13 protein-coding genes and 1 riboswitch are annotated in these 12,211 nt (G+C 65.5%); of the genes, 9 read left to right on the top strand and 4 right to left on the bottom strand.

Annotated features, from left to right (window positions below):
* Nucleotide 1 precedes the first annotated feature (1 nt).
* From LRS53_RS09630 to nrdR, 3 genes are all read right to left on the bottom strand, one after another.
* The gene (locus LRS53_RS09630) at nt 2-664 is read right to left on the bottom strand and encodes a riboflavin synthase (RefSeq protein WP_231355723.1); all 663 of its coding nucleotides are present in this window, start codon (nt 662-664) and stop codon (nt 2-4) included.
* Between the two features lie 142 nt (nt 665-806).
* A riboswitch (FMN riboswitch) is annotated at nt 807-965 on the bottom strand.
* Between the two features lie 56 nt (nt 966-1,021).
* Complete coding sequence (gene ribD / locus LRS53_RS09625; protein ID WP_231355722.1) at nt 1,022-2,146, bottom strand: bifunctional diaminohydroxyphosphoribosylaminopyrimidine deaminase/5-amino-6-(5-phosphoribosylamino)uracil reductase RibD; 1,125 nt, start codon at nt 2,144-2,146, stop codon at nt 1,022-1,024.
* Entirely contained in the window at nt 2,143-2,613 is a 471-nt protein-coding gene (nrdR, locus tag LRS53_RS09620; RefSeq protein ID WP_007161213.1) for a transcriptional regulator NrdR, read from the bottom strand. Before nrdR ends, ribD begins: the two co-directional genes overlap by 4 nt.
* A gap of 181 nt (nt 2,614-2,794) precedes the next feature.
* Between nrdR and LRS53_RS09615 the strand changes: the two genes are divergently transcribed.
* The 4 genes from LRS53_RS09615 to trxA all read left to right on the top strand — a co-directional run bounded on the left by LRS53_RS09615 (nt 2,795) and on the right by trxA (nt 7,773).
* A complete protein-coding gene (locus tag LRS53_RS09615) occupies nt 2,795-3,259 on the top strand; it encodes a YbaY family lipoprotein (RefSeq protein ID WP_017639507.1) in 465 nt (154 codons plus the stop codon).
* Entirely contained in the window at nt 3,256-3,903 is a 648-nt protein-coding gene (locus tag LRS53_RS09610) for a class I SAM-dependent methyltransferase (RefSeq protein ID WP_231355721.1), read from the top strand. Before LRS53_RS09615 ends, LRS53_RS09610 begins: the two co-directional genes overlap by 4 nt.
* A gap of 1,118 nt (nt 3,904-5,021) precedes the next feature.
* Nucleotides 5,022-6,755, top strand: coding sequence for a group II intron reverse transcriptase/maturase (gene ltrA, locus LRS53_RS09605; RefSeq protein WP_231355720.1), 1,734 nt, complete (start codon nt 5,022-5,024; stop codon nt 6,753-6,755).
* A 148-nt stretch (nt 6,756-6,903) separates the two neighbouring features.
* Nucleotides 6,904-7,773 (top strand): thioredoxin, encoded by an 870-nt coding sequence (gene trxA, locus LRS53_RS09600; RefSeq protein ID WP_231355719.1) that lies wholly within the window; start codon nt 6,904-6,906, stop codon nt 7,771-7,773.
* 126 nt (nt 7,774-7,899) lie between these two features.
* Here the strand turns inward: trxA and LRS53_RS09595 are convergent, their stop codons facing one another.
* Complete coding sequence (locus tag LRS53_RS09595; protein ID WP_231355718.1) at nt 7,900-8,256, bottom strand: hypothetical protein; 357 nt, start codon at nt 8,254-8,256, stop codon at nt 7,900-7,902.
* Between the two features lie 122 nt (nt 8,257-8,378).
* Here LRS53_RS09595 and LRS53_RS09590 point away from each other — a divergent pair, with 122 nt between their 5' ends.
* From LRS53_RS09590 to LRS53_RS09570, 5 genes are all read left to right on the top strand, one after another.
* The gene (locus LRS53_RS09590) at nt 8,379-8,930 is read left to right on the top strand and encodes a ZrgA family zinc uptake protein (protein ID WP_231355717.1); all 552 of its coding nucleotides are present in this window, start codon (nt 8,379-8,381) and stop codon (nt 8,928-8,930) included.
* A gap of 7 nt (nt 8,931-8,937) precedes the next feature.
* Nucleotides 8,938-9,645, top strand: a complete 708-nt coding sequence (locus LRS53_RS09585; protein WP_231355716.1) for an ABC transporter ATP-binding protein — start codon at nt 8,938-8,940, stop codon at nt 9,643-9,645.
* A 1-nt stretch (nt 9,646) separates the two neighbouring features.
* Nucleotides 9,647-10,900 (top strand): ABC transporter permease, encoded by a 1,254-nt coding sequence (locus LRS53_RS09580; RefSeq protein WP_231355715.1) that lies wholly within the window; start codon nt 9,647-9,649, stop codon nt 10,898-10,900.
* 16 nt (nt 10,901-10,916) lie between these two features.
* A complete protein-coding gene (locus LRS53_RS09575) occupies nt 10,917-11,411 on the top strand; it encodes a DUF3299 domain-containing protein (protein WP_231355714.1) in 495 nt (164 codons plus the stop codon).
* 95 nt (nt 11,412-11,506) lie between these two features.
* Nucleotides 11,507-12,196: an OmpW/AlkL family protein gene (locus tag LRS53_RS09570; protein ID WP_231355713.1), complete on the top strand. Its 690-nt coding sequence runs from the start codon at nt 11,507-11,509 to the stop codon at nt 12,194-12,196.
* Nucleotides 12,197-12,211 lie beyond the last annotated feature (15 nt).

Raw genomic sequence — 12,211 nt, 5'->3', positions numbered from 1 at the left:
CTTAGCGCTGCAGATAGCCGTGTTCGGCGAGAAAGTTTTCGGTGACGCCGCCCTTGCTGGACTCGGCGGCCTTGTCGCCCAGTAGCAGGCGCTCCAGGTAGCGGGCCAGCAGGTCCACCTCCAGGTTCACCCGGCGCCCGGGGCGGTAGTCGGCCATGATGGTCTCGCCGAGGGTGTGGGGGACGATGGTCAGCTCGAATTCGGCGCCGTCCACCGCGTTCACCGTGAGGCTGACGCCGTCCACGGTGATCGAGCCCTTGAGGGCGATGTAGCGCGCCAGCTCCGCCGGGGCGCGCAGACGGAACTGCACGGCACGAGCGTTATCGGCGCGGGAGACCACTTCGCCGAGGCCATCCACGTGGCCGCTGACCAGGTGGCCGCCGAGGCGACTGGTGGGCATCAGCGCCTTTTCCAGGTTGACCCGGCTGCCGGGCTTGAGGCCGCCCAGGCTGGTGAGGCTCAGGGTTTCGCGACTGACGTCGGCCCAGAAGCCGTCGCCGGGCAAGTCCACGGCGGTGAGGCAGACTCCGTTGACGGCGATGCTGTCGCCGAGCTTGACGTCGGCCAGGTCGAGCTTGCCGGTGGCGACATAGAGGCGCACGTCCCCGCCCTTGGGCGTGAGGGCGCGGATCTCGCCGAGGGCTTCGATGATTCCGGTAAACATCAGCTCAGGCCTCCGAGAGGTAGAGCCAGAAAGACAGTGCAGCTAGACATCGACGAACTCCTGTTTTGGTGAAAAAACAGGGCGTACGGACAGAAGGGAAATCAGACGGACGAGGGGCTCGCACCCCTGCCAGGCGAGGCTATCCCGTTCTCTCTCATCCGGACTATGACCGTCGGCCCCGGGATCCAACCGGGTCTGCTGACCTCCCCCGCCACAGAGGACCGGGAAGCGCTCGCGGGCTCGTCCCGATTGATCGGGCGTTACCGCCGGTGGGGAATTGCACCCCGCCCTGAGAACTCGCCACCCGCAGGCGGCGCAGGTTTTGTAACACAGTTCGCCGCCAGGGGGCCAGGGGCGTCAGGTGTCGCGCCGGGGTCGGGCGATCAGGTGCAGGTCCGCGCCCACCGGCGTGGCGCTGATGATCTCCAGCTGCGGAGCCTGGGCCAGGTGCTGCAGCGGCCAGTCCAGCAGCGGTCGGGCGCTGGAACCCAGGAACTTGGGTGCCAGGAACAGGTGATATTCGTCGACCAGCCCGGCCTGGGCGAAGGCACCGGCCAGGCGCGGTCCGGCCTCCACCAGGACGTCGTTGACCTGCTCGCCGCCCAGGCGGGTCAGCAGGGCCGTTAGATCGACCTGGCCCTGGGTGCCGGGTAGCGCCAAGTAGTCATGACCGGCCGCCGCATAGGCGGGCGCCTCGTCCGCCATACCGGCGACCCGTGCCGCGCCGGCCTGGAAGAAGGGTGCCTCCAGCGGCACCCGGCCACGGCCGTCCACCAGCAGCCGCTGCGGCGTGCGCAGGGTGGCCAGTTCCAGTTCGTCTCCGCTCAGGCCCAGTTCGCTCGGGCGCACGGTCAGGCGCGCGCCATCGGCCAGCACGGTGTCGGCGCCGGTAATCACCACCCCCGCCTCGGCACGCAGTCGCTGGACGCTCTGGCGCGCCGCCGGCCCGGTGATCCACTGGCTTTCGCCATTGGCCATGGCGGTGCGGCCATCCAGACTCAGGGCCAACTTGACCCGCACGAAGGGCCGCCCGGTGAGCATGCGCTGGATGAAGCCGGCGTTGAGCGCTCGCGCTTCGGCTTCCAGCACTCCGGCGCGGGTGGCGATGCCAGCGGCGGCGAGCCGCGCCAGGCCGCGTCCGGCCACCAGCGGATTGGGATCGGTCATGGCCGCCACCACCTCGGCCACGCCAGCCGCGACCAGGGCGTCGGCGCAGGGCGGGGTGCGGCCATGGTGGCTGCAGGGCTCCAGCGTCACATAGGCAGTGGCGTCGCGGGCGGCATCTCCTGCCTGGCGCAGCGCATGCACCTCGGCATGGGGGCCGCCGGCCTGGCGGTGCCAGCCCTCGCCCACCACCTGGCCGTCACGGACGATCACGCAGCCCACCCGCGGATTGGGCGCCGTGCTGTAGCGGCCGAGCGCCGCCAGCGCCAGGGCGCGGGCCATCCAGAATTCGTCGTTCATCCCGTTGGCGGCGCTCATACCGGCTGCTTGCCCGGATCCTGGGCCAGCCGCTCGATTTCGTCGCGGAATTCGGCCAGGTCCTGGAATTGCCGATAGACCGAGGCGAAGCGGATATAGGCCACCTGGTCCAGCTTGCGCAACTCGTCCATCACCAGTTCGCCCACCACCCGGGAACGGATCTCCCGCTCGCCGGTGGCGCGCAGCCGGTGCTTGATCAGGGCGATGGCCTCTTCCAGGCGCTCGACGCTGACCGGTCGCTTCTCCAGGGCGCGCTGCATGCCAGCGCGCAACTTGTCCTCGTCGAAGGGCTGGCGGGTGCCGTCCTGCTTGATCAGCCGCGGCAGCACCAGTTCGGCGGTTTCGAAGGTGGTGAAGCGTTCCTGGCAGGCCAGGCACTCACGCCGTCGGCGCACCTGCTCACCGGCCGCAACCAGCCGGGAATCCGTGACCTTGGTGTCGTGGGCGCCGCAGAAGGGACAATGCATGGAGGAGTCGACCGCCGGAAGGGAAAGCCTTCATGGTACCCGATCGCCCCCTGCCGGGAACCTCCGGGTACCGGACGAATCGACAGCCAGGAGCCGCCGGGCTATAAGAGCGCCCTGTGTTCGACGACCCCTTTCCAGCCTCCCGTGCCGCCCTCGCCGGTGGCGACCTCCGGATCCTGCCATGACCCCACGCGTCCTCCTGCCCCTGCTGTTCACCGGTCTGCTCGTGGCGTGCTCCAGCCCACCCGAAACCACGCCGCCGCAGCCCACCACCCCGGCCGACGAGCCGGTTCCGGTGGCGGGCGCTCCCACCCCGGCCAATCTGCGCGAGATCTCCGGGGTGCTGCGCAATGCCCAGGGCCTGGTCCCGGCCGGCGCCCAGGTCGAGATCGCCCTGCTGGCGGTCAACGCCAAGGGCCTGCCCCAGCGCCTGCTGGCCAGCGAGACGGTGACCGGCAAGGGCGCGCCCCTGGCCTTCCGCCTGCCCTTCAATCCCGAGATCTTTCCCACCCGCCCGGATCTCAAGGTGGAATTCCACGCCCGCCTGATCCAGGCCGGGCAACTGGCCAGCTACCTGCCACCGGTCGGTGTGGGCGGGCCGACCACGCAGAATCTCGGTGAACTGGTGCTGAACCAGACCCCGTGACACCCCCTGCCGATCTCGCCGTCGCCCTGGCGGCCCTGCTGGGCGACGCCCGCCTCACCTTGCAGGCATTGCCAAATAGCGACCTATCGCTATGGCTGATCGATCCGGCCAACATGGCGCGGGCCTTTTCCCCCGCGGAAACCCAGCGCCTGCTGGAGGCACCGCCCTACTGGGCCTTCTGCTGGGCCAGTGGTCTGGCCCTGGCGCGCTGGATCGCCGCCCATCCTGAGCACGTCGCCGGGCGCCAGGTGTTGGATTTTGGCAGCGGCTCGGGCATCGCCGGTCTCGCCGCCGCCCGGGCCGGCGCCGCGCGGGTGGTCTGCTGCGATCTCGACCCGCTGGCATTGAAGGCCTGCCGTGCCAATGCCGAGGCCAACGCCGTGCAGATCGAGACGCTGGACGATTTCTGTGCCAGCACCGAGCGCTTCGATCTCATCCTGGCCGCCGACGTCCTCTACGATCGCGCCAACCTGCCGCTGCTCGGACTTCTGCAGAATCGCGCAGAACGGATCCTGCTGGCCGACTCGCGGGTGCGCGACCTGGCCCATCCCGGCTTCACCCGCCTCGCCGACCTCCAGGCCTGCACCCTGCCGGATCTGGCCGAGCCGGAGGAATTCCGCCGCGTGGCGCTCTACCAGGGCTGAGCCGAGCCTCCTTGTTTCCAAGCCCGGCGCCCCCACCTATAGTGCATCTTTCGGTGCGACACGAATGCTCGTGTTGTGCTTGGTTGACCAGCTTAGTCTTGGCGCCGAAACCCTTGTTCTACTGGGGTTTGAAGCCTAAACAAAGCACGAGAGCCGGCTCTGCCGCGCCTGATTTGACCCACTTGTGGGGACAATGCGATCCCTGCTTGCCAGGGTAAGTACGTCTCAATTTGGCCATTTTTGGCTATAAATTGATCAATCAGACGTAACAGAGAGCAGTTTCCGCCAAGGAAATTGTATCTAAATGTAACAAGACTCCCTGCGGGTGATTTGACCCCGCAAGGGGTCAATCCATCTTTGGGGTGCCTTGGTCTCATTTGGCCCATGCCAACGTCGTGAGACGCTAGGGTATCTTGTCCAAGCACGGAGCAACCGCTCCGCTTGTGCATTGCTCAACCTTGCTAATACAGGGGGTACCGAGCCTGGCATGTACCTGCCAGTTCACTACATCGGCATGCGTCGGGGGCCAACCCTGAGGTGTGAAGCCCGATGGACAACGTCCTATCCCTCACGGGACACGCAGGTCTGGCAACAGCAGCGTGACGCTTCCGAATTGCACGGAGGCAAGGGGCTAGTGACCCAACCCGCATGGTTAACTCATGTGAATCATCGTTCGAACCCTCGTAAGCACTACTGGGCCTACGGCAATTTATGGGCCCTGGCCAAAATCGGCAAAGCAGATCGGCGCTCGCTGTCGAAAGAAGCGACGCGGTACCACTACGACTGCCGGGGGAAAGATGGAACCTAACCGGGGAATCGATGCACAGCGGGGAACGTGGCAATCCCGACCACCCGCCTAACCAGCAACATCGGAAGGCAGGCAATCCGCAAGGAAAGCTGTTGGGTGTGGGGAATGGGAGGGTGCAAAAAGCGAATGGCTGTCTGTAATGGGCGGCATATCGGTTGAAACATCATCGACAGGGGCAACCCTGGCTGACGTGCACCTGGTTTACGGGCGCATGATCTAGTGCTGATTTCCAGCGAAACGACCCTAGGGGTGACTTCAACCCCTAGGGGGAGAAGTCCGTCCCGAAGGTTACTGACCTGAGGAGGACTGTATGAATACGCAACCAGCAACATCGGTTTCGTCTGCGTCTCCTGACGGCGTGAAGGGCTGGCACGATCTCGATTGGGCCAAGATCCAGATCTCCGTTCGGAAAACGCAGTTGAAGATTGCGCAGGCAACAATGGCCGGTGACTGGCGTAGGGTTAAACGCCTACAACGGTTACTGACCCATTCGTTTTATGGCCGCTGTCTGGCTGTAAGACGGGTGACGGAAAACCGGGGTCGCAAGACTCCGGGCGTCGATGGAGAAACCTGGGGGACGCCTCCAGCCAAGCTCCACGCCGCGAAGCGTCTATCGGAGAAACGAGGCTATCGGCCCAAACCGCTAAAAAGGGTTTGGATACCGAAGCCAGGGAAGAAGGAAAAGCGCCCGCTAGGCATACCGACGATGTTTGATCGGGCCATGCAAGCGCTCTACCTGTCCGCCCTGGAACCCGTCATCGAAAGCACCAGCGACCCGAAAAGTTTCGGCTTCCGGCCGGATCGCTCGACCGCTGATGCGATGGTTGAAATCTTTCAGTTAATGTCGCAAGACGACTCACCTATGTGGGTTCTGGAAGGTGACATCAAGGGGTTCTTCGACAACATCAATCACGAGTGGCTGTGCCAGAACGTCCCTATGGACAAGAAGGTACTGCGGCTGTGGTTGAAGGCCGGGGTAATTGACCGGCGACACTTCATGGCTACGGAGGCCGGGACGCCACAAGGTGGGATTATTTCGCCCTGTTTGGCTAACGCCACCCTTAACGGTTTGGAGAAGCAGCTCAAAGGCCATCTGGCCAGAAAGCTAGCGGGTACCGACGCCGATACGCCCAGAGTGCATGTGGTGCGATACGCGGACGACTTCATCATCACAGCGGCTACCAAAGAGCTGTTGACTGACGAGGTCATACCTTGGGTCGAGCAATTCCTGTCAGTACGAGGGGTGAGCTTGTCCGAAGAGAAAACGCAGATAACCCACATCCTTCAGGGCTTCGATTTCCTAGGGTGGAATTTCAGGAAATACGTGCCGAAATCGCCTTACCGACGGACCAAGCTGTTTACCAAACCCTCGAAGAAGAACATCTCGACGTTCTATCGAAAGGTAAGGGACATAGTGAGATCCAGTGGGGCTCTGACTCAGGAAGAGTTGATCGGCCGTCTGAACCCGGTACTACGAGGGTGGGCTCAATACCATTCTCAGGCTGTTGCTAAAGCTACCTTCAAGAAACTAGATAACTTGATTTTCTGGTTGCTACGAAGGTGGGCGAAGCGCCGACATCCGAAGAAGCTAGCTACGTGGAGCTGGAACAAATACTTCCATTCCATCGGCGGGCGGAAACAGGTGTTCGCGCATCCCTATAGAGGCAAGAAGGGAGAGCGAAAGTATCGTGAGCTTTATGAGCTAGCGAAGACCGTAATCAAGCGCCAAAAGCGTCTATCAGGCGGGTACAACCCGTACGACGCTGCGCTTGAGCAGAAATGGGAAAAGCTAAGGGTCCAAAGGATGCAGCACAAGCTGCGTTTCAGGAAACAAATCCTAAGCCTTTACCGGCGCCAGAAAGGGAACTGCGCTCTGTGCGGTCACGCGATTACCAGGGAAACGGGCTGGGACGACCACCATGTCATTCGACGGGTGGACGGCGGCAAGGACACTCTGAAAAATCGCGTACTTCTCCATCCCAACTGTCACTCGCTGATTCACAGCCAGCGTAAACAAGTGACTCTGCGACACAGCGGTCTGTAATGATAGGATCGTTAGTCAACGTTGCCGGTCAGCCTCTGGGCTGACTTTTCGTAAGCTTGAGCCGTGTGCTGTGAAAGTCGCAAGCACGGTTCTTAGGGGGCTCCGGATCAGGAATGATCTGGGGCCACCCGCCTCTGCCGAGTCCGCCATGAGCCAGGTCCCCTACATTTTCGACGCCACCCTCGACACCTTCCAGCAACAGGTCATCGACGCCTCCTTCAGCACCCCGGTGCTGGTGGACTTCTGGGCCGAGTGGTGCGCGCCCTGCAAGGTGCTGATGCCGCTGCTGGCCAAGATCACCGAGTCCTATGGCGGCGCCCTGCACCTGGCCAAGGTCAACTGCGACATCGAGCAGGAACTGGTGATGAGATTCGGCATCCGCAGCCTGCCCACCGTGGTGCTGTTCAAGGATGGCCAACCGGTGGACGGCTTCGCGGGCGCCCAGCCGGAGTCGGCCATTCGCGCCCTGCTCGAACCCCATGTCCAGGCCCTGCCACCAGCCGAGGAAGATCCGCTGGACGCCGCCCAGGCGCTGTTCGCCGAGGGGCGTTTCGCCGAGGCCGAAGCCCTGCTCAAGGTCCTGCTGGAAGAAGACAACAGCGACGCCCTGGCGCTGATCCTCTATGCCCGTTGCCTGGCCGAGCGCGGTGAACTGGACGATGCCCAGGCGGTGCTGGACGCGGTCAAGGGTGACGAACACAAGCAGGCCCTGGCCGGCGCCCGTGCCCAGCTGACCTTCCTGCGCCAGGCCGCCAGCCTGCCCGAGGTCGCCGACCTCAAGAGCCGCCTGGCGCGCGATGCCGGCGACGACGAAGCCGCCTACCAGTTGGCCGTGCAGCAACTGGCCCGCCAGCAGTACGAACCGGCGCTGGATGGCCTGCTGGACCTGTTCCGCCGCAACCGCGGCTATGGCGACGACCTGCCGCGCAAGACCTTGGTGCAGGTCTTCGATCTGCTGGGCAACGACCACCCGCTGGTCGCCACCTATCGCCGCCGCCTGTACCAGGCGCTGTACTAAGCGTCGGTCGACAACGGCTGCGTCGCCCCGGACGCAGCCTTATCCACAGCCAGGGCCATCCTGGCGTGGTGGACGGCCTGTAGCGTGGAAAACCGCCCAACGTTTTCCACCAAGCTGCATCCGGCCTCACCCCTGCCAGATATAGAACTGCGCCTCGCCCACCCGCTCCATGCGCACCTGGGGGCTGTGCCTCAGCCGAACCAGCAGCTGCTTGGCCACGCCCAGATTGCCGGTCAGCTTTTCCAGGGCCACGAGGATGTCCGGTCCGCTGAGCCGCCCAGCCTGGCTGAGCAGTTTCACCACCTGGTCCCAGAGCATGTCGCCGCCCGACTTGGGCCCGCTGGGGGCGGCGACCACCGCCGCAGCAGGCAGGGACGCCGCCGTCGGCTGCAGGGCTACGGCCAGGCGCTGCCAGTCGGCCTCGTTCAGTTCCACCGTGAGATCCACGGGCTGGCTGCCGATGGTTCCGCGAATGCGTACCATGGTGTTCTCCTCGTCGTGCAGAGGCCCATGCTCCCACAGCCACCGGCCGACGCCAAACCAAGGTTGCAGCGCGGAAAAGCAACAACATAACATAGCACCTCTCCGCCCACTGGAAGCCCACCATGCGCCTGCCTCTGCTGACCCTTTGCCTTGCTGCCGCGCTCGCCCAACCGGCCTTTGCCCATGGCACCCACGACGACCATGACGAACACGCGCATGGCGCCCTGGGTGCCCATGTGCACGGCGAATCCCACCTCGACCTGGCGCAGACCGATACGGGCCTGGAGTTGCAGTGGCGCAGTCCGGCGGCCGATCTGCTGGGTTTCGAACATGCACCGCGCAACCAGAAGGAGCAGGACGCCGTCGCCGCGCTTCGGCAGAGCCTGGAGAATCCTCAGGCACTGGTGAAGCTGCCCGCAGTAGCCGATTGCCAATTGGGCGAAGCCAGTGCCATCAGTCCGCTGTTCGCCAAGGACGCCAACGCCAGCGGCCATCTGGATGTGGAAGCCACCATGAGCTTCACCTGCAGCAAGCCGACCGCCCTCGACGGCCTGGACCTCTCCGGCTGGTTCGCCCGCTTTCCCAACAGTCACAGTGTCGAAGTGCAGGCCATCGTCGTCAGCGGCCAGCAGGGCGCCGAGCTGACGGCTCAGCAACCGCGACTGAAGTGGTAGGACGGCCATGAGTACCGCGCCCCTGGTCGAGATCCGGGACCTTGGCTTCGCCTGGCCTGGCCAGGCGGAATGCCTGGACATCCGGCACTTTCAGCTGGCACCCGGCGAGGCGCTGTTTCTCGAAGGGCCCTCGGGCAGCGGCAAGACCACCCTGCTCGGCCTGCTCGGCGGCGTGCAACGGCCGAGTCGCGGCCAGGTGCGCCTGCTCGGTCAGGACCTGGGAGCGCTCGCCACCGCCCGGCGCGACCGCTTTCGCGTCGACCACACCGGCTTTCTCTTCCAGCAATTCAACCTGCTGCCCTTTCTCTCGGTGCTGGACAACATCCTGCTGCCCTGCCAGTTCTCGGCACTGCGCCGCGCGCGTGCCCGTGCGCGGCATGGCGATCCTCAAGGCGCGGCCCTGACCCTGCTCCGCGCCCTGGGACTGAGCGATCCCGATCTGCCCCGCCGTCCGGCCCGCGAATTGTCCATCGGCCAGCAGCAGCGGGTCGCCGCCGCCCGCGCCCTGATCGGCCAGCCGGAACTGGTGATCGCCGACGAACCCACCTCCGCGCTAGACAGCGACCACCGCGATGCCTTCCTGCGACTGCTGTTCGCCGAGTGCGCCGCCGCCGGCGCCGGCCTGCTGTTCGTCAGCCACGATCGCAGCCTGGCAGGCCATTTCGACCGCCACCTCACCCTGGCCCAGCTCAACGCCGCCCGCCCGGAGACCTAGGATGCCCCTGCTCCAACTGGCCTGGGCCAGCTTGCGCAATCGCCGCGCCACCGCCCTGCTCACCGTCTTCACCATCGCCGTCTCGGTGGCCCTGCTGCTGGGTGTCGAGCGGTTGCGCACCGAGGCCAAGGCCAGCTTCGCCAGCACCATCGCCGGCACCGACCTGGTGGTGGGCGCCCGCTCCGGCGCGGTCAACCTGCTGCTCTACTCGGTGTTCCGCATCGGCAACGCCACCAACAACATCCGCTGGGAGAGCTACGAGAAGCTCGCCGCCGATCCCCGCGTCGCCTGGACCATCCCGCTGTCCCTTGGCGACTCCCACCGCGGTTACCGGGTGCTGGGCACCGACGGCAACTACTTCACCCACTATCACTACGGGCGCAACCAGCCGCTGCGCCTGGCCCAGGGCCGGCCCTTCAAGGACGTCTTCGAGGTGGTGCTGGGCGCCGAGGTGGCCAAGGCGCTGCACTATCAGCTGGGCGATAAGCTGGTGCTGGCCCATGGCGTCGCCACCATCAGCCTGACCGAGCACAGCGACCATCCCTTCACCGTGGTCGGCATCCTCGCGCCTACCGGTACCCCGGTCGATCGCACCCTGCACATTCCGCTGAGCGGCATGACCGCCCTGCACCTGGACTGGCGCGGCGGCATGCCCGGTCCCTCGCTGAGCGACGCCGAGGTGCGCCAGCGCGATCTCACCCCTCAGGATCTCACCGCCGCCCTTGTCGGCCTCAAGAGTCGGGTAGCCACCTTTGCCGTGCAGCGCGCGGTCAACAGCTATACCGGCGAGCCCTTGCTGGCGATCCTGCCCGGGGTGGCCCTGCAGGAACTTTGGGGCCTGCTCGGCACGGCGGAACAGGCGCTGCTGGTGATGTCACTGTGCGTGGTGCTCACCGGTCTGGTGGGCATGCTTACCGCGCTGCTCGCCAGCCTCAACGAACGGCGCCGGGAAATGGCCATCCTGCGCTCGGTGGGAGCCCAGCCGCGCCATCTGTTCGGCCTGCTGCTGGCCGAAGCCCTGGCGCTCACCCTGGCCGGCTGCCTGGGCGGGCTGGCGCTGCTCTATGGCGCCATCGCCCTGGGCCGCCCCTGGCTGCTGGCGGAATACGGTCTGGCATTGCCGCTGGACTGGCCCTCGCTCTACGATGGGCAACTACTCGGCGGCATCCTGCTCGCCGCCCTGGTGCTCGGTTGCATCCCAGCCTGGCGCGGCTGTCGCCAGGCCCTCACGGACGGGTTGTCCGTGCGCTTGTAGACGAGGCTTCCACCCCATGCGCCTGGCGCCTTTGCTGTTGCTCTGCTGGTTGTCCTGGGCCCAGGCCGAACCCCGCCAACTCGCCTGGCGCGAACTGGTACCGGCCGATGCGCCGCGCTTCAATCCCGGCAGCATCGACCACGGCCTCGGCGAAGACGGCCCCGCCGCGAGCCAGCCCTGGCCGGATGCGCCGACGGTTGCCGCCCTGGATGGCCAGGAGGTGCGCTTGCCGGGCTATGTGGTGCCGATCATGGTCACCGACGAGGGCGAGGTCACTGAATTCCTGCTGGTTCCCTACTACGGCGCCTGCATCCATGTGCCGCCGCCTCCGGGCAACCAGATCGTCTACGTCAAGGGCAGCCACGACCTCTGGCTGTCCAAGCTGCACCTGCCCTACTGGGTGGAAGGCCGTCTGGGCGTAGGCAGCCAGCGCAGCGAGGTGGCCGTCGCCGGCTACTGGCTGCAGGCCCAGCGCATCCAGCCCTACGTCCTCAAGGGCGATGGCTCCTGAGGAATGTGACCCACCCTTGAGCGAGATCAAGAGTCCGCCGTTTCAGCTTCGCTAGGCTGCTCCCAGCCCTTTTCCATGCCTTCGGAGCCCTCGCCATGCGTCCCCTCTTCCGCCTCAGCCTGCTCGCCCTCGCCCTGGCCGCCCCTCTCGCCCAGGCCCACCAGGCCGGCGACATCATCCTGCGCGCCGGCGCCATCACCGTGGATCCCCACGAACGCAGCTCCGACGTCAAGATCGACCGCGGCGCCCTGAGCGGCGCCAATCTCGGCGGCAAGGCGAGCATGGACAGCGACACCCAGCTGGGCCTCAACTTCGCCTACATGCTCACCGACCACCTGGGCGTCGAACTGCTGGCGGCCACGCCCTTCGAGCATCAGGTCAACATCAAGGGCACCGGGCTGGACGCCGCCAACGGCAAGCTGGGCAGTCTCAAGCACCTGCCGCCGACCCTGAGCCTGGTCTACTACCCCCTGGACGCCAAGGCGACGTTCCAGCCCTATGTCGGCGCCGGCCTCAACTACACCTGGATCTATGACGAGCACGTCGGCAGTGGTGCCAGCGCGGCCGGCTTCGATAACTTCCGCGCCGACAATTCCTGGGGCTGGTCCGCCCAGGTCGGTGCCGATCTCATGCTCACCGACCGGGTGATGCTCAACGCCCAGGTCCGCTACATCGACATCGCCACCACCGCCCACGTCGACAACACCGCCCTCGGCGCCCGCGCCAAGGTCGATCTGGACGTGGATCCCTGGGTCTATATGATCGGCCTGGGCTATCGCTTCTAACTCACCGCCAGCCAC

The sequence above is a fragment of the Pseudomonas sp. PLB05 genome (genome assembly GCF_021106615.1).
Taxonomy (GTDB): Bacteria; Pseudomonadota; Gammaproteobacteria; order Pseudomonadales; family Pseudomonadaceae; genus Chryseomonas; species Chryseomonas benzopyrenica.
Note: the sequence above shows the minus strand (reverse complement) of the source record. Positions and strands in the feature narration are given on the sequence as shown.

Bases quoted from the DNA above. Each gene is read 5' to 3' on its own strand.
- trxA (WP_231355719.1), top strand. From the start codon at position 6,904: ATGAGCCAGGTCCCCTACATTTTCGACGCCACCCTCGACACCTTCCAG.
- ribD (WP_231355722.1), bottom strand. From the start codon at position 2,146: ATGAGCGCCGCCAACGGGATGAACGACGAATTCTGGATGGCCCGCGCC.
- LRS53_RS09615 (WP_017639507.1), top strand. From the start codon at position 2,795: ATGACCCCACGCGTCCTCCTGCCCCTGCTGTTCACCGGTCTGCTCGTG.
- nrdR (WP_007161213.1), bottom strand. From the start codon at position 2,613: ATGCATTGTCCCTTCTGCGGCGCCCACGACACCAAGGTCACGGATTCC.
- LRS53_RS09630 (WP_231355723.1), bottom strand. From the start codon at position 664: ATGTTTACCGGAATCATCGAAGCCCTCGGCGAGATCCGCGCCCTCACG.
- LRS53_RS09585 (WP_231355716.1), top strand. From the start codon at position 8,938: ATGAGTACCGCGCCCCTGGTCGAGATCCGGGACCTTGGCTTCGCCTGG.
- LRS53_RS09590 (WP_231355717.1), top strand. From the start codon at position 8,379: ATGCGCCTGCCTCTGCTGACCCTTTGCCTTGCTGCCGCGCTCGCCCAA.
- LRS53_RS09575 (WP_231355714.1), top strand. From the start codon at position 10,917: ATGCGCCTGGCGCCTTTGCTGTTGCTCTGCTGGTTGTCCTGGGCCCAG.
- LRS53_RS09595 (WP_231355718.1), bottom strand. From the start codon at position 8,256: ATGGTACGCATTCGCGGAACCATCGGCAGCCAGCCCGTGGATCTCACG.
- ltrA (WP_231355720.1), top strand. From the start codon at position 5,022: ATGAATACGCAACCAGCAACATCGGTTTCGTCTGCGTCTCCTGACGGC.
- LRS53_RS09580 (WP_231355715.1), top strand. From the start codon at position 9,647: ATGCCCCTGCTCCAACTGGCCTGGGCCAGCTTGCGCAATCGCCGCGCC.
- LRS53_RS09570 (WP_231355713.1), top strand. From the start codon at position 11,507: ATGCGTCCCCTCTTCCGCCTCAGCCTGCTCGCCCTCGCCCTGGCCGCC.